Annotated in this window: 23 protein-coding genes; 11 read left to right on the top strand and 12 right to left on the bottom strand. The window is 67.0% G+C overall.

Annotated features, from left to right (window positions below; all coding sequences use genetic code 11):
• Positions 1 to 61 precede the first annotated feature (61 nt).
• The 3 genes from betT to MLP_RS10010 are packed head-to-tail and all read right to left on the bottom strand — an operon-like array spanning position 62 to position 5,486.
• A complete protein-coding gene (gene betT, locus MLP_RS10000) occupies positions 62 to 2,188 on the bottom strand; it encodes a choline BCCT transporter BetT (protein ID WP_013862953.1) in 2,127 nt (708 codons plus the stop codon).
• 38 nt (positions 2,189 to 2,226) lie between these two features.
• Positions 2,227 to 3,957 (bottom strand): choline dehydrogenase, encoded by a 1,731-nt coding sequence (betA, locus tag MLP_RS10005; protein ID WP_013862954.1) that lies wholly within the window; start codon positions 3,955 to 3,957, stop codon positions 2,227 to 2,229.
• Entirely contained in the window at positions 3,954 to 5,486 is a 1,533-nt protein-coding gene (locus tag MLP_RS10010; protein ID WP_013862955.1) for an aldehyde dehydrogenase family protein, read from the bottom strand. Before MLP_RS10010 ends, betA begins: the two co-directional genes overlap by 4 nt.
• Positions 5,487 to 5,568: 82 nt before the next feature.
• Between MLP_RS10010 and MLP_RS10015 the strand changes: the two genes are divergently transcribed.
• Both MLP_RS10015 and MLP_RS10020 read left to right on the top strand, forming a co-directional pair.
• Positions 5,569 to 6,375 carry a GntR family transcriptional regulator gene (locus MLP_RS10015; RefSeq protein WP_013862956.1) on the top strand — a complete coding sequence of 269 codons (807 nt, stop codon included), beginning with the start codon at positions 5,569 to 5,571 and terminating at the stop codon, positions 6,373 to 6,375.
• A gap of 95 nt (positions 6,376 to 6,470) precedes the next feature.
• A complete protein-coding gene (locus tag MLP_RS10020; RefSeq protein ID WP_013862957.1) occupies positions 6,471 to 7,298 on the top strand; it encodes a cache domain-containing protein in 828 nt (275 codons plus the stop codon).
• Here MLP_RS10020 and MLP_RS10025 read toward each other — a convergent pair.
• The 3 genes from MLP_RS10025 to MLP_RS10035 all read right to left on the bottom strand — a co-directional run bounded on the left by MLP_RS10025 (position 7,217) and on the right by MLP_RS10035 (position 9,032).
• Positions 7,217 to 7,765, bottom strand: a complete 549-nt coding sequence (locus tag MLP_RS10025) for a TetR/AcrR family transcriptional regulator (RefSeq protein ID WP_041789936.1) — start codon at positions 7,763 to 7,765, stop codon at positions 7,217 to 7,219. The two genes, MLP_RS10020 and MLP_RS10025, sit on opposite strands and share 82 nt — an antisense overlap.
• A 137-nt stretch (positions 7,766 to 7,902) precedes the next feature.
• Complete coding sequence (locus tag MLP_RS10030; RefSeq protein ID WP_013862959.1) at positions 7,903 to 8,307, bottom strand: VOC family protein; 405 nt, start codon at positions 8,305 to 8,307, stop codon at positions 7,903 to 7,905.
• A gap of 56 nt (positions 8,308 to 8,363) precedes the next feature.
• Positions 8,364 to 9,032 carry a GntR family transcriptional regulator gene (locus tag MLP_RS10035; protein ID WP_013862960.1) on the bottom strand — a complete coding sequence of 223 codons (669 nt, stop codon included), beginning with the start codon at positions 9,030 to 9,032 and terminating at the stop codon, positions 8,364 to 8,366.
• Positions 9,033 to 9,263: 231 nt separating this feature from the next.
• Between MLP_RS10035 and glyA the strand changes: the two genes are divergently transcribed.
• Genes glyA through MLP_RS10065 form a run of 6 tightly spaced genes read left to right on the top strand, consistent with a single transcriptional unit; the run spans position 9,264 to position 17,010 of the window.
• Positions 9,264 to 10,583 (top strand): serine hydroxymethyltransferase, encoded by a 1,320-nt coding sequence (gene glyA / locus MLP_RS10040; RefSeq protein WP_041791918.1) that lies wholly within the window; start codon positions 9,264 to 9,266, stop codon positions 10,581 to 10,583.
• Positions 10,583 to 11,800 (top strand): sarcosine oxidase subunit beta family protein, encoded by a 1,218-nt coding sequence (locus MLP_RS10045; RefSeq protein ID WP_013862962.1) that lies wholly within the window; start codon positions 10,583 to 10,585, stop codon positions 11,798 to 11,800. Before glyA ends, MLP_RS10045 begins: the two co-directional genes overlap by 1 nt.
• 27 nt (positions 11,801 to 11,827) lie before the next feature.
• On the top strand, positions 11,828 to 12,118 hold the full coding sequence (locus MLP_RS10050) for a sarcosine oxidase subunit delta (RefSeq protein WP_013862963.1): 291 nt from the start codon (positions 11,828 to 11,830) through the stop codon (positions 12,116 to 12,118).
• Positions 12,115 to 14,967, top strand: a complete 2,853-nt coding sequence (locus MLP_RS10055; protein WP_013862964.1) for a 2Fe-2S iron-sulfur cluster-binding protein — start codon at positions 12,115 to 12,117, stop codon at positions 14,965 to 14,967. The genes MLP_RS10050 and MLP_RS10055 overlap by 4 nt, the downstream gene beginning before the upstream one ends.
• Positions 14,960 to 15,592 (top strand): sarcosine oxidase subunit gamma, encoded by a 633-nt coding sequence (locus MLP_RS10060; RefSeq protein WP_013862965.1) that lies wholly within the window; start codon positions 14,960 to 14,962, stop codon positions 15,590 to 15,592. Before MLP_RS10055 ends, MLP_RS10060 begins: the two co-directional genes overlap by 8 nt.
• Positions 15,593 to 15,633: 41 nt before the next feature.
• Positions 15,634 to 17,010, top strand: a complete 1,377-nt coding sequence (locus tag MLP_RS10065) for an L-serine ammonia-lyase (protein ID WP_013862966.1) — start codon at positions 15,634 to 15,636, stop codon at positions 17,008 to 17,010.
• Positions 17,011 to 17,072: 62 nt separating this feature from the next.
• On the opposite strand, the gene MLP_RS10070 is transcribed toward MLP_RS10065, so the two are convergent.
• From MLP_RS10070 to MLP_RS10080, 3 genes are all read right to left on the bottom strand, one after another.
• Positions 17,073 to 18,398: a DUF2254 domain-containing protein gene (locus MLP_RS10070; RefSeq protein ID WP_156821109.1), complete on the bottom strand. Its 1,326-nt coding sequence runs from the start codon at positions 18,396 to 18,398 to the stop codon at positions 17,073 to 17,075.
• Between the two features lie 380 nt (positions 18,399 to 18,778).
• Entirely contained in the window at positions 18,779 to 19,798 is a 1,020-nt protein-coding gene (locus MLP_RS10075) for an App1 family protein (RefSeq protein ID WP_041789937.1), read from the bottom strand.
• Positions 19,799 to 19,863: 65 nt separating this feature from the next.
• Positions 19,864 to 20,586: an IclR family transcriptional regulator gene (locus MLP_RS10080; RefSeq protein ID WP_013862969.1), complete on the bottom strand. Its 723-nt coding sequence runs from the start codon at positions 20,584 to 20,586 to the stop codon at positions 19,864 to 19,866.
• A gap of 159 nt (positions 20,587 to 20,745) precedes the next feature.
• Between MLP_RS10080 and leuC the strand changes: the two genes are divergently transcribed.
• Together leuC and leuD are read left to right on the top strand one after the other, a co-directional pair.
• Entirely contained in the window at positions 20,746 to 22,149 is a 1,404-nt protein-coding gene (gene leuC / locus MLP_RS10085) for a 3-isopropylmalate dehydratase large subunit (protein ID WP_013862970.1), read from the top strand.
• Between the two features lie 105 nt (positions 22,150 to 22,254).
• Entirely contained in the window at positions 22,255 to 22,866 is a 612-nt protein-coding gene (gene leuD / locus MLP_RS10090; RefSeq protein ID WP_013862971.1) for a 3-isopropylmalate dehydratase small subunit, read from the top strand.
• A 115-nt stretch (positions 22,867 to 22,981) separates the two neighbouring features.
• Here the strand turns inward: leuD and MLP_RS10095 are convergent, their stop codons facing one another.
• Both MLP_RS10095 and MLP_RS10100 read right to left on the bottom strand, forming a co-directional pair.
• On the bottom strand, positions 22,982 to 23,989 hold the full coding sequence (locus tag MLP_RS10095) for an IS3 family transposase (protein ID WP_041789938.1): 1,008 nt from the start codon (positions 23,987 to 23,989) through the stop codon (positions 22,982 to 22,984).
• A complete protein-coding gene (locus MLP_RS10100; protein ID WP_013862973.1) occupies positions 23,989 to 24,441 on the bottom strand; it encodes a hypothetical protein in 453 nt (150 codons plus the stop codon). Before MLP_RS10100 ends, MLP_RS10095 begins: the two co-directional genes overlap by 1 nt.
• Before the next feature lie 278 nt (positions 24,442 to 24,719).
• Here MLP_RS10100 and MLP_RS10105 point away from each other — a divergent pair, with 278 nt between their 5' ends.
• Positions 24,720 to 25,022, top strand: a complete 303-nt coding sequence (locus MLP_RS10105) for an HU family DNA-binding protein (protein WP_013862974.1) — start codon at positions 24,720 to 24,722, stop codon at positions 25,020 to 25,022.
• On the opposite strand, the gene cofC is transcribed toward MLP_RS10105, so the two are convergent.
• Positions 25,023 to 25,787 (bottom strand): 2-phospho-L-lactate guanylyltransferase, encoded by a 765-nt coding sequence (gene cofC / locus MLP_RS10110; RefSeq protein ID WP_013862975.1) that lies wholly within the window; start codon positions 25,785 to 25,787, stop codon positions 25,023 to 25,025.
• Between the last annotated feature and the right edge of the window lie 74 nt (positions 25,788 to 25,861).

Consider the following 25,861-nt stretch of genomic DNA (forward strand, 5'->3'; position numbering starts at 1 on the left):
TAGCCCGAGCAGGACCGACAAGATCGAGCAGATCAGGTGCGGCCAATTCGTCTCGAGATCATCAGGTGGCCGAGTCGTCGTCGGCATGAATGAGCCGGTCGCCGGAGCGGACCAGGTGCAGGTATGACATGTGCCGTTCGTACTGGTCGAGTACGTCACCGAGGATCTGGTCCTGGGTGTAGCCGTTGATCGAGTAGCCCTGGGTGCCCTCGGCCAGGTGCACCTCGGTCCGGTAGTAGTACTCGGACGTCAGCCGGTGCAGGGCGAAGGTCGGCGCTCGGCTGGCGCGTGGCTCGAGCCGGTAGATGAACGCGGGCTCCTCGCCGAGGTCGGTCTCGAGTTCGATGCCCGGCAACCCGTGTGCGGGCCTGCTGTCCCGGACGACGGTGGGTAGGCCGTTCTCGTTCAGCACGGCGGCCACCTCCTCCAGCGCCGGCCGCCCGACGTCGGCCAGGAACGTCTCGGCGTCGCTCCGGCTGGGGTAGGTGACGCTACGCCGCAGTCGCTGAGACAGGCTCAGCCGGCTCGAGTCGCTACCGCGGGCCGCGGAGATCGCCGACGGCAGGGAGTACTGCATGCTGTCGAGCTTGTAGGCCTCTCGGCGCAGCGATCTGTACAGGCCGACAGCGACGAGCGCGATCACGATCGAGAACGGCAGGCCCATCACGATGGTCGCGCCGGTCAGGATGCCCAGCCAGTTCTCACCGCCGGCGAACATCATCGCGATGGTCAAGGCGCCGATCGCGACCGACCAGAAGATCCGCAGCGGGATCGAACAGTCGGCCATCGGGTGTGACAGCCGGGAGGTGAAGTTCCCGAGCACCAGCGCGCCGGAGTCGGCCGAGGTCACGTAGTAGAGGAAGCCGGTCAGGGTGGCCACCACGATCACCGGACCGGCCGCCGGAAAGCCTTCCAGGAACGCGTAGAAGCCGTGTTCGAACTGGTTCGCGGTCGTCTCGCCGAAGGCGGCGTCGCCACCCCGGATCCGGGCGATCGCGCTGTTGCCGAAGATCGAGACCCACAGCAGGATGAAGCTGAACGGGATCACCAGCACCCCCACCACGAACTGGCGGATGGTGCGGCCCCGGGAGATCCGGGCGAGGAACAGCCCGACGAAGGGTGCCCAGGCGACCCACCAGGCCCAGAAGAACAAGGTCCACAGACTCTTCCACGCAGTGACATCGCCGCTGGCCAACTCGTCGTACGCCATGGTGTCCAAGGCCAGTCCGGGGAACCCGGTGAGGAAGTCGCCGACGTTCATCACCAAGGAGTTGAGCAGGAAGCCGGTCTTGTCGAACAACAGCACATAGAACATCAACGCCAGCGAGAGCAGGACGTTCAGCTCGGACAGCCGCCGGATCCCCTTGTCAACCCCGGAGACCGCCGAGATCGTGCCCAGTGTGACGGACACGACGACCAGTCCCACCTGCGCGGCGCGACCCTCCTCGATGCCGAAGATCTTGCTCAGTCCGACGTTGAGCAGCGCGATGCTGATCCCCAGTGAGGTCGCGATCCCGAAGATCGTGCCCAGCACGGCGGCCAGGTCGATCGAGTCGCCGACCCTGCCCCTGAGTCGTTTGCCGAAGATCGGGTAGAGCGCGGACCGGATCGACAGCGGTAGCCCGTGCCGGAAGGAGAAGTAGCCGAGCGCCATGCCCATCACGGCATACATCGCCCAGCCGCTCACGCCGTAGTGGAAGAGCGTCCAGGTGACGGCCTCCCGCGCGGCTGCGATGGTTTCCGCCTCACCGGTCGGTGGTGCGAGATACTGGGCCACCGGCTCGGCGACCGAGTAGAACATCAGGTCCGCACCGATCCCCGCGGCGAACAGCATCGCCGTCCAGGTGAACATGTTGTATTCCGGCCGCGACTCCTCCGGTCCGAGCCGGTATCGGCCGTATCTGGACATACAGATGTAGAGCACGAAGAAGACCAGTGCGGCAGCGAGCAGGAAGTACCACCAGCCGAATGCCGCGGTGATCAAGGAGACCAGCCGGTCGAGACCACTGCTCATCAGATCCGGCGCGATCAGTGTGAAGACCGTGATCAGCACGACAGCACCGGCCGAGCCCGCGAACACGAACCAGTTGATCCCTGAGGGCTTCAGCCGGCCGGGTTCGAGGTCATCGGCTACCGCTCCCAGAAGCGAGTCGGCATCCGTACGGTGCCGTCCGTCAGTCTCGGACATTCCTGGCCCCTTTCACGGCTCTACCGACGACGTCGCGCTCATGCCGACGTCGCCCTCGGCCCCTTGACCGTCCCCGGCGCCGCCTCGTTGCGCGGATCCCCGGACGGATACAGCGGCATGCCCTCGCCGTGGCGATAGAACGGCACCTCGGTCAGCGGGGCGAGAGGCGTGTTGCCGGCGATCAGGTCCGACGCCTTCTCGGCCACCATCATCGTCGGCGCATAGATATTGCCGTTGGTGACGTAGGGGAAGACCGAGGCGTCGACGACACGCAGCCCCTCGGTGCCGTGCACGCGCATCGTCTCGGGGTCGACGACACTCAGGTCATCGGTGCCCATCTTCGCGGTGCAGGACGGGTGCAAGGCGGTCTCGGCGTCCTTGGCGACCCAGTCGAGGATCTCCTGATCGGTTTCCACGCTCGGCCCGGGCGAGATCTCACCGGCATCGAACGCCGCCAGTGCCGGCTGACCGAGGATGTCGCGCGCCGCGCGGATCATCTCGATCCACTCGCGGCGATCGCTCTCGGTCGACAGGTAGTTGAACTGCAGCGCGGGGTGTTCCAGCGGGTCGGTCGAGCGGATCTTGAGGTGACCGCGGACATCGGAGTACATGGGGCCGATGTGCACCTGATAGCCATGTTCGGCCGCCGACTTCGATCCGTCGTAGCGAACCGCGATCGGAAGGAAGTGGAACATCAGGTTGGGGTAGCTGACCTGATCGTTGCTGCGGATGAAGCCGCCGGCCTCGAAGTGGTTGGAGGCGCCGACGCCTGACCGCAGGAAAAGCCATTCGGCGCCGATCCGCGGTGCCTTCCAGTAGTTGAACCAGGGCCCGATCGACACGGGCTGCTTGCACTCGTGCTGGAGGTAGACCTCGAGATGGTCCTGCAGGTTCTCGCCGACCCCGGGCAGGTCGACCGTCGGCCGAATGCCGAGTGCGCGCAACTCCTCGGCGTTGCCGATGCCGGCGAGCTGGAGCAACTGGGGCGAGTTGAATGCGCCCCCGCACAGGATCACCTCGCCGGCACCGACCGAGCGTTTCAGCTTGCCCGCACGGAGGTAGTCCACGCCGACCGCGCGGTTGCCCTGCAGCCGGAGGCCGGTGACCTGGGAGAGCGTGTGGATCGTCAGGTTCTTCCGGCTGCGGACCGGGTGCAGGTACGCCCGGGCGGCACTCAGCCGTCGACCGCGGTAGACGTTGCGATCGAACGGAGCGAAGCCCTCCTGTCGATAGCCGTTGACGTCATCGGTGGGTGGATAGCCGGCTTGTTGGGTGGCTTCCAGGAAGGCACCGAAGAGCGGGGAGGTGGCCGGCCCGCGAGTGAGGGTCAGCGGCCCCGAGCCGCCGCGCCAGGCATCGGCGCCGGCCAGGCAGTTCTCCATCCGCTTGAAGTACGGCAGGACGTGCGCATAGTCCCAGGTCTGCATGCCCGGCTCGGCGGCCCAGCGCTCGTAGTCCAAGGGGTTGCCGCGCTGGAAGATCATGCCGTTGATCGAGCTCGAGCCGCCCAGCACCTTGCCTCGGGCGTGGTAGACCCGCCTGCCGCCCATATGCGGCTCCGGCTCCGATTCGTACTTCCAGTCGTAGAACCGGCTGCCGATCGGGAACGGCAGTGCCGCCGGCATGTGGACGAGGGGATCGATCCGGAAGTCGCTACGGCCCGCCTCGAGGACGAGGACGGACGTTCCCGGGTCGACACTGAGTCGGTTGGCCACGGCCGAGCCGGCGGAGCCGCCGCCCACGATCACGTAGTCGTAGCTCTGGGTCATCGTTGACACTCCTCGGTCTCGGCAGGCTCGGTCCCGGCAGGCTCGGTCCCGAACCAGCCCGACGGCGCCGGTCTGTGGTTGTGCCAGATGTGCTTGGTCTCGCGGTACTCCGCCAGCCCGGCGAGCCCTAGCTCGCGGCCGATGCCGCTCTGCTTGAAGCCACCCCATTCCGCCTGCGGCACGTAGGGGTGGTAGTCGTTGATCCACACGGTGCCGTGCCGCAATCGGGCGGCGACCCGCTCGGCGCGTCCGGCGTTCTCGCTCCACACGGCGCCGGCCAGTCCGTAGATGGTGTCGTTCGCGAGTTCGACGGCTCGGTCCTCGGCCTCGTCCCGACTCGCGCCGGCGAAGGTCTCGACGGTCATCACCGGGCCGAAGGACTCGTCCTGCACGCAGGACATGTCCTTGGTGCAACGGTCGAGGACGGTCGGCAGGTAGTAGTAGCCGTCTTGCAGTCGTGGCTCCTGGGGACGCATGCCGCCGACTCGCAGCACCGCGCCGTCGGCGATGCCCGCGGCGACGTACGCCTCGACCTTGTCGCGATGGGCTGCGCTGATCAGTGGGCCGGTCTCGGCGGCCGGGTCGTCCGGACCGCCGAGTCGGATCCGGGCGGCCCGCCGCACGAGCTCGTCGACGAAGTCGTCGCGAATCGACTCCTCCACGATGAGCCGGGTGCCCGCCGAGCAGACCTGCCCGGAATCCAGGAACACCGCCGTGAGGGCATTGTCGAGGGCCGCCTCACGGTCGGCGTCGGCGAACACGATGTTGGGGTTCTTGCCGCCGAGCTCCAGGGCGATCCGCTTCACGGTCGGTGCCGCGGCCGCCATGATCGTGCGTCCGGTCACGAGCCCGCCGGTGAACGAGACCAGATCGACGTCCTCGTCGCTGGTCAGGGCTGGGCCGACCCGGCCGCCCGCGCCCAGGATGAGGTTGGCGACACCCTTGGGCAGCCCGAGCTCGTCGAGGGTGCGCACCAGCCAGATCGCCGTGGACGGAGTCAGCTCGCTCGGCTTCAGGACGAAGGTATTGCCTGCCGCAAGTGCCGGCGCGACCTTCCACGACGTCTGCAGCAGTGGGAAGTTCCACGGTGTGATCAGCGTGCAGACGCCGACCGGCTCGTGCACGACACGGCTGGACACGTGGGTCGGGCCGGGATCGACGACTCGGCCGGCCTCGGCACCAGCGAGTGCGGCGAAATGCCGGAACACCGAGACCACGTCGTCCATGTCGGTCCGTGCCTCGACCATGCGCTTGCCGGTGTCGAGTGCCTCCAGCCGGGCGACCTGCTCCTTCTCCGCCGCAAGCCGGGCTGCGACTGCCGTGAGCAGGGCCGCGCGGTCAGGTGTGGCGGTGCCCGGCCATGGACCGTGGTCGAAGGCGCGACGTGCCGCGCGTACGGCGGCGATGGCGTCGTCCGCGGTGGCCTCGGGCACTGTCGCGACCAGAGAACCGTCCGCCGGACATCGGATCTCGCGGGTCGCGTTGTCCGAGGCTTGCCTCCATTGACCATCAACGAACAAAGCCGTCATCGGACTTCCTCTCTCCGCCACGGAGTCAAGCAGAACCTCGATAGGAAAGCAATAACCTATTAAGTCAAAGGATTGTTGGCTCGTGGTCGATGCCGTCGTGCTAATTTGGCGCGTGTCTTCCATGCCCGCCGAGGATTCGATCGACTCGTCGTCGATCGGCTTGCTTGCCATGCTGCGACCCGGTGAGATCGCGGGATCCACGCTGGCAAGTCAAGTGGCCTCGCAGCTCGACGCAGCGATCGCCATGGGGATTCTCGCCAAGGGGACTCGGCTGCCCAGCGAGCCCGAGTTGGCGGCGGCGCTGGGAGTCTCACAGATGACTCTTCGCTCGGCGCTGGCCACTCTGCGTACCAGGGGTCTGATTGCCACCGTCCGTGGCCGAGGTGGCGGCAGCGTGGTGAGAGGTCGCGCCGAGCCGCTCGAGTCCGCCATTCGTGGGCGGCTGTTGACCACCGGCGCGGACGAGTTGCGTGACCTCGGAGACCTCTACTCCGCTGTCACTGCGGCGGCCGCCGGGCTGGCGGCCGGCCGGGCCGACGAAAACGACATCCTGGGTCTGGAGGAGTTGGCGACCCTGCTTTCGACGGCTACGACGGCGGGTGAGTTCTGGCGCCTCGCGAGCCGATTCCAGGTGAAGACCGGCATGGCGGCCCAATCAGGTCGACTCACCGCGGCGATTCTGCGGGTTCAGATCGACCTGGCCGGCCTGCGCTCGAACGCTATCGATCGAGAGTCGTTGGCGGCCGGGTTCCCGCACAGCCGGATCGTCGAGTCGATTCGTGACGGCGACGAGCGAGCTGCGAGGGAGGCGGCCGCGCAGCAGTGCGATGCCGAGATTCAGGCGTTGATCAACTGCCGTCTGCAGCTGTTGCTCGAGACCGACGGCTGATTCCGGCTGATTCGGCAACAAGTCAAGCGTTGACTATGGGCGTCTGCCCACAGTACTGTGGGCAGACGCCCATAGTTGACGCAGGAGTTGCTTACATGGTCGAGATCGACATCGCTATGACGATCACCGTGGAGCGAGCTGTGCTCGCGATCCGCTCCGCGATCCAGCCGTTGCTGAGTGAGCTACGAGTGATCTCCGCTGCGCTGCAGCGGAACAGAGCCGCCGGGCTCGTCGCTCCGCCGCGATGCGCCTTCGATTTCATGGCCGAGTTGGTGGTGCCGTTGCTCGAACGGCAGGGGCCACTCATCGTCGGGGCGGGTGTCGCCTATTCTCCCGGCTCACTCGTCGACCAGGTCAGTTGGCTGGACTGGTGGTCGCGCCGGGACCTGGGTCGATTCGGGCACGTCTGGTATGACCTCGATCCACAATCGGTGAGTTTCTACGACTATGCGTCCAGGGAGTGGTTTCAAGCGCCCCGGGAGTCAGGGCTGCCGGTGGCCATCGGACCCTATGTCGACGCCGGCGAGACCTTCGTCAACACGGTCCGGCTGGCGATGCCGGTGCCCACCGCCTCCGGCATCCACGTCCTGGGCTGCGACTTGTCGCTGGCCCACCTGGAATCGCTGTTCGTCCAGGCGATTGCGGCCGTCGATCCCGTCTTTGCCCTGGTCGGCGGCGGCGGCCGGGTGCTCGCCTCGAACTCTGCTCGGCACGCACCCGGCACCAAAGCGTCGGACGCCTGGCACTCCTGGCCGGCATTCTCGGCTGAGGACGGATTCGGCACCGTGTGGACGATCCGAGCGCCGGACGCCTATCCGGGAGGACGGCGTCGGCCGTCGAGTCAAGCGGGTACGTGCGCCAGCCGACGCAGCATTTCGCGGGTTGCGGCCGGCGTCTCGGGCACTGCGGAAAGAGCGACGTAGCAACAGGCTCCTTCGATGTAGGTGTTGATCGCGCGCGCCGTCGCCTGGTCGAAGAACTTCTCCAGCATCTGCTGCCCGATGTCGATCATGCCGGCCGTGAGTGACTGGTAGTCAGGTGACCGCAAGGTGATGGCATAGAGCTCGTAGTAGAGGATCAGCTCTCGTCGCGAGCTCTGGAAGTCCTCGTGAATGAGCTGGACGGCGGCCTCCACGGCGCCTGAGGCGTCCTCGACCGTCGCGAACCGATTCTCGATCTGGTCTCTGATCACCTGCACGCAACGTGTGAAGGCCTCCTTCAGGAGATGGTCGCTGTTCTCGAAGTGATAGCTCAACGAGCCGACCTGGACGCCGGCATCGGCCGCAACCCGGCGCTGGGACGTTCCCGCGACGCCGTGCTCGGCTATCGAGTCGATCGTCGCCTCGATGATCCGATCGCGACGAGTGGGGTCGTGTCGGCGTGTCCTCATGCTCGTCCTTCTGCCCGAAAGGGCCACGGATGGTGGCCTCACCTTGTGTGGGCGAACGTACATATCAGACGCTGTGCGCGCAACCGCCGCCCTGGGCGGATGCCGACCCGTGGGCCATGCGGCCTGCTCTCGGCGCCTCAGCCGTCCTGGCCGTCGTCCGGGTCACCACCGGGACGGTAGGGGGTGAGGACGCAGAACTCGTTGCCCTCCGGGTCGGCCAGCACCATCCAGCCCCGCTCGCCGTTGCGTAGGTCGTTGACCTGGGTGGCGCCGAGGGCGAGGATTCGCTCGATTTCTTCGTCTCGGCTGCGATCGGTGGGTCGCAGACAGAGGTGCATCCGGTTCTTGACCGTCTTGGGCTCTGGGACGCGGAGGAAGAGCAGGAACCGGTCGTCTGGTCCCACGAGTCCGCATTCGTCGTCCTCGGGTTTCATCTCCCACGTCTCGTCGACGGTGAAGTCCTCGAGCACCTTCGCCCACCACATGGTCTGGGCGTACGGGTCGTGAGCATCGATACAGAAGTTGGACGCGCGACTTGCCATGGCTCCACCGTCACAAACTCGGCGGCTGCTGTCTACCGTGATCTTGACTCGTCGCGTCAGAGCACGCTGCGAATGGCTCGCTCGAAGCCCGTGACGTGCCCCAGGGTCAACGAAGCGGCAAGGTCTCCGTCGCCGGCGGCGATGGCTTCGAGCAGGCCGGCGTGATCGCGGATGTGCTCGGCCAGATCAGGGAGCTTGTCGATGACCAGGCACCAAATCCGGGTCGCGAGATTGTCGTAGCGGGTCAGCACATCTTCCAGATGCGAGTTGCCGGTGGCACGGTAGATCAGTTGGTGGATCGCCCGGTCCTCGGTGATGAAGGCGGTCCGATCGCCGTCGACGACCTGCAGGTCGCGGACCAGATTCGCGGTCTCGCGCATCTCCAGCCGCTGTGCCGGCGTGGCGTTCTCCGCGGCCCGGCGCGCCGCATGGGGCTCCAGCAGTTGCCGGATATCGGAGATGGAGCCCAGCTCGGTGACATCCACGACTGTGGCGAAGGTGCCCCGCCGTGGATAGGAGACCACGAGGTGGTCGGTCTCGAGACGTTTCAGGGCCTCGCGCACCGGCGTACGACCGACACCCAGCTCCGCGGCCAGCGCCACGTCGTTGATCGGATCGCCCGGGCGGATATCGAGCATGATCAGCCGATCCTTGATCTGCTGATAGGCGAGGCCGGCGAGAGAGATCGCCGGACTGCGCTCCTCAACATGCAGGTCGACGATCATGTGGCTACTCCTCAGCGGCTGGATTGACGTCGCTCATGGCAAGGATACCGTTTGTCACCTTTTGATATATCACCGACTTGCCGGAGGGTGCGGGACAACGCGAGGCTGGTGGTTCGTCGATGGTTGACAGTCGATCGATGCGGCAGCATACTTGTCTTCGCCAATTGATATACTAGTGACATACCAGATGGCTGGTCCATTCGGATGTCCGGGTACACCCGAGGAGAGCATGTGGTCGAGGTGCTTACGCGTTCGCTCGCGGAGACCGACATTGAGGTACGGGAAGCGATCGACGCCGAGTTGAAGCGTCAGCAGCAGACCCTGGAGATGATCGCCTCAGAGAACTTCGCACCGACCGCGGTGATGGAGGCCCAAGGTTCGGTGCTGACCAACAAGTACGCGGAGGGCTACCCGGGTCGGCGCTACTACGGCGGCTGTGAGCACGTCGACGTCATCGAGCGGCTCGCCATCGATCGGATCAAGAGCCTGTTCGGCGCCGAGTTCGCCAACGTGCAGCCGCACTCCGGCGCGCAGGCCAATGCGGGCGCGATGTTCGCCCTGCTGCAGCCCGGTGACACCATCCTGGGTCTTTCCCTGGCCCATGGCGGTCACCTCACCCACGGCATGCGGATCAACTTCTCCGGCAAGCTCTATCGGGTCGTGCCGTACGAGGTGAGCAAGGAAGACTTCCTCGTCGACATGGCCGAGGTCGAGCGACTGGCGCTGGAGCACCGCCCGAAGCTGATCATCGCCGGCTGGTCGGCGTACGCCCGACAGCTGGATTTCGCCGAGTTCCGGCGCATCGCGGACCTGGTGGACGCGTATCTGATGGTCGATATGGCCCACTTCGCCGGACTCGTGGCGGCCGGTCTGCATCCCAACCCGGTGCCGCACGCCCATGTGGTCACCACCACGACGCACAAGACCCTCGGTGGACCGCGCGGTGGCGTGATCTTGACCAACGATGCGGCGATCGCGAAGAAGGTCAACTCTTCGGTCTTCCCCGGCCAGCAGGGTGGTCCGCTGGAGCATGTGATCGCCGCCAAGGCGGTCGCCTTCAAGCTTGCCGCCGAGCCGAGCTTCCGGGAGCGGCAGGAGCGTACGCTGCGCGGCGCCAAGATCCTGGCCGACCGGCTGCTCGCCGAGGACCTGGCCGACTCCGGCGTCTCGGTGGTCAGCGGTGGCACCGACGTGCACCTGGTGCTGGTCGACCTGCGTGACTCCGACCTGGACGGTCAGCAGGGTGAGGATCGGCTGCACTCGATCGGCATCACCGTCAACCGCAATGCGGTGCCCTTCGACCCGCGCCCTCCGATGGTGTCCTCCGGTCTGCGGATCGGTACGCCGGCGCTGGCGACCCGTGGCTTCGGTGACGCCGAGTTCGCCGAGGTGGCCGATATCATCGCCACGGCCCTGAAGCCGGGCTTCGATGACGAGGTGCAGGCGCGGCTGCGGGAGCGTGTGACAGCGCTCGCGGAGCAGTTCCCGCTCTATCCGAACCTCGATGCCAGCGCCAGCGAGACGACCGACCCCAGCGATGGAGACCAGTAATGGCGGACGCACTGCCGGAGCATCCGGATTTCCTGTGGCGCAATCCTGACCCCAAGCCGGCGTACGACGTCGTCATCGTCGGGGCCGGTGGCCACGGGCTGGCCACGGCGTACTACCTGGCGAAGAACCACGGCATCACCAATGTCGCGGTGCTGGAGCGGGGCTGGCTGGCCGGCGGCAACATGGCCCGGAACACCGCGATCATCCGTTCCAACTATCTGTGGGACGAGACCTCGGCGATCTACGAGCACTCGATGAAGCTGTGGGAGGGCCTGCCGACCGAGCTCGACTACGACTTCTTGTTCAGTCAGCGCGGGGTGATGAACCTCGCGCACACGCTGCAGGACGTCCGCGACTCGGTTCGTCGGGTGAGCGCCAACCAGTTGAACGGGATCGACGCCGAGTGGCTGGATCCGCAGCAGGTCAAAGACCTCTGCCCGATCATCAACATCAGCGGCAACATCCGCTATCCGGTGCTGGGCGCGACCTACCAGCCACGCGGCGGCATCGCCAAGCACGACCACGTCGCCTGGGCGTTCGCCCGGCAGGCCGATGCCCTGGGCGTGGATCTGATCCAGAACTGCGAGGTCACCGGTTTCGTCAAGGACGGCAACCGGGTCGTCGGGGTCGAGACCAGCCGCGGCCGGATCGCGGCCGGTCGCGTCGGCCTGGCCGCGGCCGGGCACTCGAGCGTGCTGGCCAAGCTGGCCGGGTTCGACCTGCCGATCCAGTCGCATCCGTTGCAGGCGTTGGTCTCGGAGTTGCATCAGCCGGTCCATCCGACCGTCGTGATGTCGAACCACGTGCATGTCTACGTCTCCCAGGCGCACAAGGGCGAGCTGGTGATGGGCGCCGGCATCGACGCCTACAACGGCTACGGCCAGCGCGGCGGCTTCCACGTGATCGAGCACCAGATGGCCGCGGCGGTCGAGCTGTTCCCGATCTTCGCCCGCGCGCACCTGCTGCGTACCTGGGGCGGCATCGTCGACGTCACCCTGGACGCCTCGCCGATCGTGGGCAAGGCCCCGGTGGACGACCTGTATGTCAACTGTGGCTGGGGGACCGGCGGGTTCAAGGGCACTCCTGGATCCGGCTGGACCTTCGCGCACACCATCGCCACCGGCGAGCCACATCCGCTCAACGCCGCGTTCTCGCTGGACCGGTTCGTCAGCGGAGCCCTGATCGACGAGCACGGCGCCGCCGGCGTCGCGCACTGAGTCCGGACAAGAGAGAGGACAAGTTCTGTGATCCTGATCGACTGCCCGAACTGCGGACCGCGCGACGAGGTCGAATACCACTACGGCGGCCAGGCGCATGTGGCCTACCCCGAGGACCCGAATGCGCTCTCGGACGAGGAATGGGCCCGCTTCCTGTTCTATCGGGCCAACCCCAAGGGCCTGTTTGCCGAGCGCTGGGTGCACTCCGGCGGCTGCCGGAAGTGGTTCAACGTCGTCCGCGACACCGTCACCTACCGCATCGAGGCGGTCTACGGCCTCGATGACCCGCGACCGAATCTGTCGGGAGAGAGCGCATGACCTCCGCCACGCCATCTCGTCGGCTCGCTACCGGCGGTCGGATCGACCGCTCGACCGAGCTGACCTTCACCGTCGACGGCACGAGCTATGTCGGACACCCCGGCGACACGCTGGCTTCAGCGTTGCTCGCCAACGGGGTGATCGAGACCGGACCGTCGATCTATCTGTCCCGACCACGCGGCATCCTGTCCGCCGGAGTCGAGGAGCCGAATGCGCTGGTCAACCTGCGCCGCCCCGGCCAGAGTGTGCTGGAGCCGATGGTGCCGACCACCATCGTCGAGCTGGTCGATGGCCTCGAGGCGACCTATCTCGCCGGCATCGGCACCCTGGATCCCGCCGATGACACCAGCGTCTATGACAAGAAGTACGTCCACACCGACGTACTCGTCATCGGTGCCGGCCCGGCCGGTCTGGCGGCCGCGCGCGATGCCGCTCGTACAGACGCCCGAGTGATCCTGATCGACGACCAGCCCGAGCTGGGTGGATCGTTGTTGTCGGAGCCGAACGCCGTGGTGGAAGGACAGCCGGCCGCCGAGTGGCTGGCCGGAGTCGAGGCGGAACTGCATTCCGCTGCCGAGGTCACCGTGCTCACCCGGACCAACGCCTTCGGCAACTACGACGCCAACTATGTCGTAGCGCTGGAAGATCGGACCGACCGCCTGGGTGCGGCCGCGGCCGATCCAGCGCTCGCGGGTGTTTCCCGGCAGCGGCTGTGGCACATCCGTGCTCAGCAGGTCATCGTCGCCACCGGCGCGCACGAGCGTCCGCTGGTGTTCGCCGACAACGATCGCCCCGGTGTCATGCTGGCCTCCGCGGTCCGCACCTATCTCAACCGGTATGGCGTCGCAGTCGGCTCCCGAGTCGTGATCGCCACCACCAACGACAGCGTCTATCCGCTGGTCGGTGAGCTGCTGGCGGCTGGCGTGGCCGTGCCGTTGGTCGTCGATGCCAGGGCCGAGTTGTCGGCCGCGGCGGCCGAGGCGGCAGCCGCCGGCGCGGCGGTGCAGCTCGGTGCGACCGTCGTCGGCACGACCGGGGACCCGCGGGTGACCTCGGCCCTGGTTGCCCAGATCAACGACGACGGTGCTTACACCGGCTCTCCGAGCAGTGTCGAGTGCGACCTGGTCGCAGTGTCGGGCGGCTGGAGCCCGGTCGTGCACCTGCACAGCCAGCGACAGGGCAAGCTGCGCTGGGACGACGACCTCGTCGCCTTCGTACCGGACAGCGAGGTGGCCGGCCAGCAGGTCATCGGTGCCGCGCGTGACGGCGTCGACTCGGCGGGTGTCACCAAGGCACTGTGGCTGGTGCGCGATGCCGCCAGTGACCTCGGCACGTTCAGCACCCACTTCGTCGACCTGCAGCGGGACCAGACGGTCGCCGACGTGCTCCGGGCCACCGGGGCCGGGATGCGCAGTGTGGAGCACATCAAGCGCTACACCTCGATCAGCACGGCCAACGACCAGGGCAAGACCTCGGCCGTCAATGCCATCGGCGTGATCGCCGCCGCCCTCAATGGCCGGGGGCCGGCGGGCGGGGGATCAAGCAGCAGTTCGGGGGGCGACGCATCGCCTGGTCAGATCGGCACCACCACCTTCCGGGCGCCGTACGCTCCGGTGGCCTTCGCCGCGATGGCGGGCCGTGATCGGGGCGAGCTGTTCGACCCGGCCCGGCTCACCTCCGTCCACCCCTGGCACGTCGGCAACGGCGCGGAGTTCGAACTGGTCGGGCAGTGGCTGCGGCCCTGGTACTACCCGCGCAACGGTGAGTCGATGGACGAGGCCGTGCTTCGGGAGTGCGCCGCGGTGCGGACCTCGGTCGGCATGATGGACGCCACCACGCTGGGCAAGATCGAGATCTGGGGCACCGACGCGGGCGAGTTCCTCAACCGCATCTACACCAACGCGTTCAAGAAGCTGGCGCCGGGATCGGCTCGCTACGGCGTGATGTGCACGCCGGACGGGATGACCTTCGACGACGGCGTGACGCTGCGGTTGGACGAGCGCGGCTATTTCATGACCACCACCACCGGTGGAGCCGCGCGGGTGCTGGACTGGCTGGAGGAGTGGCACCAGACGGAGTGGCCGAGTCTCGACGTGGCCATGACCTCGGTCACCGAGCAGTGGACCACGATCGCGGTCGTCGGCCCGAACTCCCGCGCGGTGATCGCCAAGGTCGCGCCCGATGTCGACGTGTCCAATGACGCCTTCGGGTTCATGAAGTTCCGGGAGACCACGCTGGCCTCCGGCATCCCCGCCCGGATCTGCCGGATCTCCTTCTCCGGCGAGCTGGCGTTCGAGATCAACGTCTCGGGCTGGTACGGACAAGCCGTGTGGGAGGACGTCTTCGCCGCCGGCCAGGAGTTCGACATCACCCCGTACGGCACCGAGACCATGCACGTGCTGCGGGCCGAGAAGGGCTTCCCGATCGTCGGTCAGGACACCGATGGCAGCGTCACGCCACAGGACCTGGGGATGGGCTGGGTGGTCTCCAAGGTCAAGGAGTTCATCGGCAAGCGGTCCTTCAGCCGCGTCGACACCGCTCGGACCGATCGCAAGCACCTGGTCTCGGTGCTGCCGACCGATACCGGGTTCCGGCTCCCGGAGGGTGCTCAGCTGATCGAGCACACGACCTCGCTGGACCTCAGCGCGGGACCGGTGCCGATGCTGGGCCACGTCACCTCCAGCTATCACAGTGCCGCGCTCGGCCGATCCTTCGCGCTAGCGTTGATCAAGGACGGTCGCAATCGCATCGGTCAGACCCTGACCACGGTCGTCGGTGACCAGCTGATCGAGGTCACCGTGGGTGAGACCGTCCTCTACGACCCCGAAGGGAATCGCCGCGATGGCTGAGTCAGCAGTGCTCGAGTCAGTGAACCTCGAGCCAGGAGATCGTCGGGTCAGTCCGGCCGCTCACCTGGCGGAGCAGTTCGCTGCCGCTGAGGTGACCGGTCCACGGGGCGTCGGCCTCCGCGAGGTGCCGTTCCAGACCATGGTCGGTGTCCGTACGGTGCCGGGCTCGGAGGTCGCCGGACGAGTCGAGGCCCAACTGGGCACGGCATTGCCGGCCTCCTGCGGTTCGGTAAGTGTGGCGGAGGGCACCGCGGTGCTGTGGTTGTCACCGGATGAGTTCCTGGTCGTCTCCGACACCGACCCCGCGACGCTGACCAGTGCGCTCGTCGAGGCGGTTGCCGAAGGACCCGGCTCGGCGACGGACCTGTCCGCCAACCGGACCACCTTCGAGCTGACCGGTCCGTCGGCGCGCGGGGTGCTGGAGAAGGGCTGCCCGCTCGACCTCCATCCACGGGCGTTCGCGGTCGGCTCGGCGTACGTGACCGCGCTTTGGTCGGTCCCGATCATCCTCTGGCAGACCGGCGCGGAGTCGTATCGAGTTCTGCCGCGATCCTCGTTCGCGGACTTCCTCGGCCGCCGGCTGCTGGATGCGATGGCGGAGTTCAGGGCGCCGGAGCTGACCTGATGATCTCCGCGCTGTCGGGGCTCTGAGGCATTGGAGGTCTGATGGCCCTCAGCGCTTTGGACATGTTCTCGGTCGGCATCGGGCCGTCGTCGTCACACACGGTCGGCCCGATGCGAGCCGCTGCGCTGTTCGCCGAGGGGCTGGCCCACGACGGTCTGCTGGACCAGGTCCAGCGGGTCCAGGCCGAGCTGTTCGGCTCGCTCGGCGCCACCGGTCACGGTCACGGCTCGGACAAGGCCGTGATCCTCGGGCTGCAGGGCAACCGACCCGAAACGATCGATACGGACACCGCCGATCAGCGGGTGGTAGAGGCATCCGAGACTGGTCGGCTCGTGTTAGCCGGCGGGCACGCCGTCGCTTTCTCTCGGGCCGACGACGTGATCATGCACCGGCGCCGGAGTCTGCCTGCCCATCCCAACGGAATGATGTTCCGGGCGTTCTCGGGCGACGGAGACCCGCTGCGCGAGAGCACCTACTACTCGGTCGGCGGTGGCTTCGTCGTCGACGAGCATGCGGTCGGTGTCGACAAGATCGTCGAGGACGCCACCCCGGTTCGCTATCCGTTCAACTCGGGCGTGGAGCTGCTGGAGATCTGCCACCGGGAGGGGCTGCGGATCAGCGATGTGATGCTGGCCAACGAGCTGTCCTGGCGGACCGAGGAGCAGTTGCGTACCGAGTTGCTGCACATCTGGGCAGTGATGAAGGAGTGCGTCCACAACGGCTGCACCCGAACCGACCCAGTGCTGCCGGGCGGTCTGCGTGTGCCTCGGCGTGCGCCGAGGCTGCTCCGCAGCCTGGAGAGCGCGGGAGATCAGACCGATCCCATCCGAGCGATGGACTGGGTGAACCTGTTCGCGCTGGCGGTCAACGAGGAGAACGCCTCTGGTGGCCGAGTCGTCACCGCACCGACCAACGGGGCGGCCGGCATCGTGCCCGCAGTGCTGCACTACTACGACATGTTCGTACCCGGAGCCAACGAGGACGGCGTCGTCCGGTTCTTGTTGACCGCCGCCGCGATCGGGATTCTGTTCAAGGAGAATGCCTCGATCTCCGGCGCCGAGGTCGGCTGCCAGGGCGAGGTCGGATCAGCCTGCGCGATGGCTGCCGGCGGTCTGTGCGAGATCTTCGGCGGCAGTCCGGCGCAGGTGGAGAACGCCGCCGAGATCGGCATCGAGCACAACCTCGGCCTGACCTGCGACCCGGTCGGCGGCTTGGTGCAGATTCCGTGCATCGAGCGGAATGCGATCGCCAGCAACAAGGCCATCAACGCCGCCCGGATCGCCCTGTATGGCGACGGCAGTCACAAGGTCTCGCTGGACAAGGCGATCAAGACGATGCGCGAGACCGGCGCCGACATGAAGATCAAATACAAGGAGACCTCACGCGGCGGCCTCGCCGTCAATGTCATCGAGTGCTGATCTGCGACCAGAAGTGATCGAATGCTGAGTCTGATCAGATCTGATCGAGTGCCGATCGTCGATCAGACGTGCAGCAGGACCTGATCCGGATCGGTGGTGTACGCGGCATGCTTGGCCCGCTGGATCGCGCGCCGTGCTTCGTCGATTCCGTCGAGCACCCGCTGGAGGTCGTGCTTCTCGGAGATCGAGCGCTCCGCGCTGGAACGGACGAGATCGAACTGCTGATACACCGCGTCGAGTCGTTCCGATCCGGCGATGACGCCCACCATGCGCAGCAGTCGAACCAGCGCCAAGAGCACCACCGGCTCCGATGACCCCTTGCGACGGATCTCGCCGCAGGCAAGCTCGAGGTAGTCGCTGAAGTACGGCGCGGGCACTACCACGTGTCCGGTGCCGGAGCCGGAGGAGAAGACCTCGTCACCCAACGGGAGACCGGCGATTCGGCTGAGCAGGATAGTCAGCTCGGCCGCGGACTGCTCGACGGTGTGATAGTCGAAGATATGCAACGACACCAGCGCGATGTCGACCATCTCGCTGGCGCTGAGGGCGACATCGCCGTAGCCGCTGCGAGCGCGTCCGATCGTTGCCGCGCGGTTGATGGCCTTGCCCAGCGAGTTGATCTGGGCCGGGGTTTGGACCTGGGCCGGAGTTGCACCATCGGTCGGGGACCAGGCCCACGCCAGCGTGCTTCCGCACACCACATGACTGCCGATGCCCGGGACCATCTTGATGGTCACCTTCTGTGCATCCGCAGTATGGACCAGGTCGGCCGTTCGAAGCCGTTGGATGTGCCCTGACTGCTCGGCCACGATCCTGATGGCGTTGGGTGGCGGTTCGTATCGGGGGTCACCGACCGGAATCTGCCCGGCTTCGCGGCCGATGCCGGCGGGCCGCCGCTGCACGGCCTTCCGGGCGTCGGCGCTCACCCGCTTCAGGATCGAGTGGATCTGGATCGTGTGGGCGACACGGTCCACGTAGTACACCAGGGCCGCGATACAGATGAACAACAGCACCAACCCGACGGTGACCGCCAGCCGTGGATAGTCCTGGTCGTTGCCGGAGGTGCCGACTGTGTAGAGACCGGCGGCGTTGTAGGCGAACGTGGCGATGAACAGACCGAGCACGAACTGGGTGGGCTTGTCCCGCAGGATCGTGCGGACCAGTCGAGGGGAATAGCGATTCGCGGCGATCTGGAGCGCTACCAGGGTGAGTCCGACGACCACCGCGAACACACCGATCGTGGCCGTGGCGACCGTGATCAGGACGCGACGGGCCTCCTCCGCACCTCCGTGGAACAGCACCGGGCTGAGCAGTTCGTCGACACGCTCCGACTCGTTGTCGAGTGCCAGGCCCAGAGCCAGGGCAGCGAGCGTTGTGATCAGCGGCATGAGCCACAGTGAACCGCCCCAGCGCTCCCGCCGTTGATCCAAGAAATACCGCAGCACGCGCCACCTCTTTCAGTCCGGTTCACTACGCCGGGAGGCGCCACAGTTGGGAAGATGAACTATGGGTGAACGCTACGTAACACGGTAGTGCCAAACGGCACGATCTGGGAGTACGGAAGGCGCCTGATGCTGGTGTCTCATATCGCAGATCGAGGGCGCGCCCGAATTCTCCTTCGCGAGCGGGCTAGGCGGCGGCCGGGCCATGCCCGCGGTCATCTGCGGCCCGGCGGCACAAGACGTACACGATCCCCGCTCGGTCAGCGGTCGTCTTTTGGCCCGCCGGCGCGAGACGTACGTGGGCGGCGTGCCGCGGCAGCAGGCTCCTAGACGTCCCTCAGGAGTCCCAGCTGCTCCAGTTGACGCCCCAGGCCGGCACCGTCGTACGCATAGAGCCAGGGCACCTGACTGCCGACGTGGCTCGGCGAGTCGCGGCGGGAACTGCCGGCCAGTACGGCCTCGCCAGGGGTCAGCTGACGGATGCAGATCGCGACCACGTGGTCTGGGTGGGCATCGGCGAACTCGCGATAGAGCATCTCGTCGTGCTGCCCATCGTCGCCGAACAGCAGCCACCTGATCTGCGGGAACTCGGTGACCCAGCGGCTCAGGTTGGCCCGCTTGTGCTCCTTGCCGCTGCGGAACCAGCGATCCTTGGTCGGGCCCCAGTCGGTGAGCAGCAGCGGACCAGGCGGATAGAGGTTGCTGGACAGGAAGCGGGTCAGGGTGGGCGCCGCGTTCCAGGCGCCGGTGGACAGATAGAACACCGGCGGCGCATCGTGACTGGTGGAAAGTCGCTCGTACAGCACCGGCATCCCCGGCGTGGCGGCCCGGGCGTGCTCGTTCACTACGAAGGTGTGCCAGGCGGCCAGCAACGGCCGGGGCAGGGCGGTCACCATCACGGTGTCGTCGATGTCGGAGATGATGCCGAACCGCTCGTCGTCACCGATGATGAAGACGTCGGCCGCTGCCGGGAGCGAGCCTGGCGCGGTCATCGTGACGGTATGCCGCCCGGGGGCGATGTCCTGCTCGATCACCACGTCGACGACGCCGCTGTGGTCGGCCACCACGGTGTGGGTGATCCCGTCGAGCTTGATCTCGACCTCGCCGTTCTCCACCGGCACAGCGGTGAAGGAGCGCCAGCCGCGTGATCCGGTCGGATCACCGAAGATCATGCCCTCCTTGGAGTAGACCACCCGGCACAGGAGCCGTACCCAGCGAGGGGAGCCGTAGCAGTTGTACGCGAGGACGGCCGGACGATCTCCCTGGCGGACCGCTCGGGCGGCGCGCCAGCGCATGATCGCCAGATCGATCCTGGCCGGGCGGTGCATCTCGTCGACGGTGCTCATCGCAGCCCAGTCTTTCACTGGCACCCCGCAGCTCGCAGCGGAGTGGCGAGTTGCCGACTACACCCTCACTCGCCGCCGTTGCGGCGAAGCACCTCACTGAGCCGTTCGGCCGCAGCGATCACGGCGGGGGCGTGCAGCCGGCCGGGTTGCCGCGACAGGCGCTCGATCGGCCCCGAGACGCTGACGGCGGCGATCACCTTGCCGGATGGGGACCGAACCGGCGCGGACACCGAGGCGACGCCGGGCTCCCGCTCGCCGACCGAGTGTGCCCAGCCGCGACGGCGTACCGCAGCCAAGGCCACCGCGGAATAGCGGCTGCCTCGCAGGCCACGCTGGAGTCGCTCGGGCTCCTCCCAGGCCAGCAGCACCTGGGCGGCGGAGCCGGCGTTCATGGTGAGCTGGGTGCCGACCGGGACGGTGTCGCGCAGACCGGACATCCGCTCAGCGGTAGCCACGCAGACGCGTACGTCGCCTTGTCGGCGGAACATCTGGGCGGACTCTCCGGTGATGTCGCGCAACCGGGCCAGCACGGGGCCGGCCGTGGCCAGCAACCGGTCCTCGCCGGCGGCGGAGGCAAGCTCACCAAGCCGCGGTCCGAGGATGAACCGACCCTGCAGATCGCGGCTGACCAGCCGGTGGTGCTCTAGCGCCACGGCCAGCCGGTGGGCGGTCGGCCGGGCGAGTCCGGTCGAGGAGACCAGGCCGGCCAAGGTGGTCGGTCCGGTCTCGAGTGCGCTGAGCACAAGGGCGGCTTTGTCCAGGACGCCGACACCGCTAGAGTTGTCCATGCCTTGATACTGCCGTCTCGGATGCTGGAACGCAAATCGGAAGGCTTCCCAGCGGTCGAAACATGTGCATTGACCCCCGCCTGTCTCTCGCGGACAGGAAACAACAGACCAGGGCAAGACCAGCCCGAAACTAGACAGTACTGAGGAGATGACGCCACGATGGCGACGCCAAGGACACTGAGCGAGAAGATCTGGGACGCACACGTCGTGCGCTCGGCCGCCGGAGAGCCTGATCTCCTCTACATCGACCTGCACCTGGTGCACGAGGTGACCAGCCCGCAGGCCTTCGACGGACTGCGCCAGGCCGGCCGCCCGGTCCGCCGCCCCGACCTGACGATGGCGACCGAGGATCACAACACCCCGACCCTCAACATCAACGCGCCGATCGCCGATCCGGTCTCTCGTACCCAGGTCGACACGCTGCGCAAGAACGCCAAGGAGTTCGGCGTCCGGATCCACAGCCTGGGTGATCTCGACCAGGGCATCGTGCACATCATCGGCCCGCAGTTGGGGCTGACCCAGCCAGGCATGACCGTGGTCTGCGGCGACTCGCACACCTCCACCCACGGCGCATTCGGCTCGATCGCGTTCGGCATCGGCACCTCCGAGGTCGAGCACGTGCTGGCCACCCAGACCCTGCCGCAGGCCAAGCCGAAGACCATGGCGGTCAACGTCGAGGGCGAACTACCGCCGGGCGTCACCGCCAAGGACATCGTGCTCGCGCTGATCGCCAAGGTCGGCACCGGCGGTGGCCAGGGCCACATCGTGGAATACCGCGGCTCGGCCATTCGGGCGCTCTCCATGGAGGGCCGGATGACGATCTGCAATATGAGCATCGAGTGGGGTGCCAAGGCCGGTCTGATGGCGCCGGATGAGACCACCTTCGCGTACGTGCAGGGCCGCCCGCACGCTCCCGAGGGTGCGGACTGGGACGCCGCTGTCGAATACTGGAAGACGCTGCACACCGACGCGGGCGCCGAGTTCGACGTCGAGGTGGACATCGACGCCACCCAGCTGTCGCCGTTCGTCACCTGGGGCACCAATCCCGGCCAAGGCGTGCCGCTGAGCGCGCGGGTGCCCGACCCGGAGGAGTTCCCGGACGCGACCGACCGGGTCGCTGCCACGAAGGCGTTGGAGTACATGGCCCTGAAGGCCGGTACGCCGATGCGCGAGATCGCCGTGGACACGATCTTCCTGGGCTCCTGCACCAACGGCCGGATCGAGGACCTGCGGGCCGCGGCCGCGGTGATCAAGGGCCACAAGATCGCCGACAGCGTTCGGATGCTGGTGGTGCCGGGTTCGGCCCGGGTCCGGCTGCAGGCCGAGGACGAGGGGCTGGACATCGTCTTCAAGGAGGCCGGGGCCGAGTGGCGCGCGGCTGGCTGCTCGATGTGCCTGGGCATGAACCCCGACCAGCTCGCTCCCGGTGAGCGGTCGGCGTCGACCTCCAACCGCAACTTCGAAGGCCGGCAGGGCAAGGGTGGGCGGACCCACCTGGTGTCGCCGCTGGTAGCGGCTGCCACCGCCGTACGCGGCACGCTGAGCTCGCCCGCCGATCTCTGAGCCCGCCGCCTCACGACCCACGGTCTTATTGCCCGCCTCCCACCCCACGCTTTCTTTGCCCCGCCTCCCACCCCCGCTCTCCGAGAATTCCAGGAGCCACCCAGCATGGAGAAGTTCAGCAGCCACACCGGCACCGCGCTGCCGCTGCGGCGCAGCAATGTCGACACCGACCAGATCATCCCCGCCGTCTACCTCAAGCGGGTGACCAAGACCGGCTTCGAGGACGGCCTGTTCGCCGCTTGGCGGAAAGATCCCGAGTTCGTCCTCAACCAGCCGCAGTACGCCGACGCCACCATCCTGGTGCCCGGCCCCGACTTCGGCACCGGCTCGTCCCGCGAGCATGCCGTCTGGGCACTGCAGAACTACGGGTTCCGGGTTGTCATCGGCTCCCGCTTCGGCGATATCTTCCGCAGCAACTCCGGCAAGGCTGGTCTGCTGGTCGCCCTGGTCGATCAGAAGATCATCGAGGAGCTGTGGAACTTCATCGAGGATCATCCGGACCGTCCGCTGACCGTCGACCTGGCGGAGCAGACGATCACCGCCGAAGGCTTCTCGGCCGACTTCGAGATCGACGGCTACACCAAGTGGCGGCTGCTCGAGGGTCTCGATGACATCGGCCTGACCCTGCGGCAGGTCGACGCGATCGACGCCTACGAGGCGGCTCGGCCGTCCTTCAAGCCGAAGACGCTGCCGGCCAAGGTCGCCAGCAGTTCCTGACGGTCACCGGTAGCGCCGGTCCCGGGTGATGAGCGGCGCCCAAACATCCCTGCGACCCACCCAAGCCCGACTTCGCACCATTTCGTGCTACCGCGCACCACGCCTACGGAATTTGTCAACCTGTCTGAGACAGCAGGTGGGTGTTGATTCCTGTGGGTGTGATGGTGGTGGCTTGTGGGTGGTGGTGGAACCGTTCGGGGTGGTGGCGCCAGTACTGGTCGAGGTGGGCTTGGCGTCGGTCCTGGTCGGTGGTGGCGGTGTGGTGGTAGACCGCGGTCGGGGTGTAGTAGCCCAGGCCGCTGTGGCGGTGCTCGGTGGCGTAGCGGTGGAGGAACGCGGCGGTCCAGGTGCGGGCGTGGTCGATGTCGTCGAACCGGTCGGGACAGTTCAGGTCGTATTTGATGGTTTTGAACATGGATTCGGAGAACGGGTTGTCGTTGCTGATCCGGGGCCGGGAGTGGGAGGTGAGGATGCCGTGGTCGTGGAGGGTGTCGATCAGTTCGTGGCTGCGCATCACGCTGCCGTTGTCGGCGTGGACGACCTCGGGGACATGGTGCTGGCCGATCGCGGTGGTGAACAGGGCGATGGCGTGCGGGTAGGACTCGGTGGTCTCGATCTTCCAGCCGATCGGGTAGCGGGAGTAGACATCGAGGACCAGCATCAGTTTGTAGCGTTGTTGGCCGGGTCCTTTCAGCTCGGTGGCGTCCCAGGACCACAGCTGGTCGGGCCGGGACGCGGCCACGGCCGGGGCTTTCCTGGAGGATCCGCCGTGCCGGGTGCGGCGCCGGTCGCCGGTGAGCTGCAACGTGGCGGCGACCCGGTAGAAGGTCCGTTGGGAACAGGCGAGGAGGCCGGTGTCGAAGGCCCGCCAATAGGTTTGCACCACCGACAGGTCGGCGTATTCGGGCTGGTCCAGCACCGTGATGATCTGCTCGCGTTCGGCCTGGGACAGCGCGGCCGGCTGGACCCGGTCGGCCTGTCGGATCGGGTCGGTCACCGGCTGGTAATGCCGGTAGCCGCGGCTGAGCCGATAGTAGGTGGACCGGGCCATCCCCAGCAGGGCGCAGGCCCGGCTGACCGTGACCGCCGCCGTGGTGGTCAACGCGTCGATGGTCACCGTCATCACAGTCTGAGCCGTTTCAGCCAGTCGGCGTACTCGGTCGCGCTCATCAACGCCGGCGGGATCTGCGGGTCCGGTGACGAGCTCTGGTTGATCCCCTGCAAGAGCTCGAATGCTTTTCCCAAGATCTCCTGGGCGGCCTCGGCCTGACTCACTTTCCGACGCAGCTGCTCGTTCTCCACCCGGAGCCGGGCCAACTCGGCCCGGTCCACACTCGCCGCCGCGGCGTCTCGGCCGGGCTTGGCCGCTCGGGACATCGATTCCTCCCACTCGCCTCGCCGACGCGCCTCGATCCAACGACGCACCGTCGCCGAGGTCAGCTTGTTCTCCCGTAACAACCGGGTCTTCGCGCCCCGCTCCCGACACTGGTCCCACTGACGCAAGAACTCCAGCCGGTACGCGATCGGGAACGTTCGCCGGCCCGTCGCGGTCGTCCCGGGCTCGATACTGATCATGATTCAGCTACTCCAATATCCCCGCCCTCCTCACTGCACTCCGACGAACAACCTGTCTCACGTTCATCCTGGCAGCTTGGGCCTACCTGGTGCGCAGTGGATGCAAATGGTGCGAAGTGGGAAGCGGCTGTTCAGCGCGGGGTCGGCAGTGACCAAGGCCCGCTCCGATTGGGCGTGAACACGTGCCGGTGGTGATTGTCTGCCGGGACGGTTTTCTCTAGCGTGGGCGGTGCAGGCGTGCAATGCGGCTGTGACATCCTCACCACGGAAGGAAACCCGTGAACAAGGCTGAGTTCATCGAGGTGCTGGCCACCAACCATTTCGACGGCAACAAGGCCGAGGCAGCTCGCGCGCTGAACGCCGTCACGGAGACGATCACCTATGAGACCGCGACCGGCGGGAAGGTGACGATCACCGGCTTCGGTGTCTTCGAGAAGATCCATCGTCCTGCGCGCGTGGTGCGCAATCCGCGTACGGGCGAGCGCAAGAAGGCCAAGGCAATGTACCTCGCGCGGTTCCGGCCGGGCACCAATCTGAAGGCGTACGTCTCCGGCGCCAAGAAGGTGCCGAAGCAGGGCTGATCAGCGGCTGAGCTCGAGATAGCGGCCGAGAGCGCCGGTTGCGGGAGCGAGTGGCGACGGATCGAGCAGGGACGCTGTGACGCGTCCGATGCCGAGACCGAGTGCGGTGCGGAGATCGTCGAGAGTGTCCACGTCCCAGCGGGCGTCGTCGACGCTTGTCGTCGTCACCGGGGCTGCTCCTGAGCGTCGATGACGCTCGGCCGAACCCATCGCTTGACCGCTGCCGAATCTCGGGTCCAATGGGACGCCGTGGGCGACCAGGATCGTCGTACCGCGACCCGAGTGGTCGGCGACATAGGACCGCGGATGCCCTCCGGCCGCCAGCTCCGCCGCGCTCGTTAGGATCCGGCGTACCGATTCGGTCCGCAACGCCGGCAGATCTCCGACGCAGGCCAGCACGACCGAGATGCCCTGAGCACGCAGCAGTTGATCCCCGTGCGCCAAAGCGGCATTGAGGGAGGCCTCACCTTCGGTTGCTGACTGATGAGCCGCTGACCGCTCGGGCTGCGGTTGCGGGGTCGGATCCGGCATGACTGTCGCCGAGATGCCACACGCCAGCAGAGCAGGGGAGAGGTCCGGTTGCTCGGTGATCACCAGCACCTCGTCCGTCGCGGAAGCCAGCGCGGCGACGGTGTCGAGCGCCATGCATCTGGCCAGCTGCCGGCGCAGCCCGTCCGGCAGACCCGCGAGCCGGGATTTCGCTGCGGGCAAGGGCTTCAGGGCAACCAGGGCAGCAACGCGACGCTCCGGCCTGGGTGTGTCCATGATCGTCTGATGCTGTCACGATCGGCTAGCGTGGGGCCACGTCGTCCGGAGATGGAGGTTCAGGTGGCCGAGTC

Origin of the sequence: Microlunatus phosphovorus NM-1, assembly GCF_000270245.1 — a bacterium.
In the GTDB taxonomy this organism is placed as follows: Bacteria; Actinomycetota; Actinomycetes; order Propionibacteriales; family Propionibacteriaceae; genus Microlunatus; species Microlunatus phosphovorus.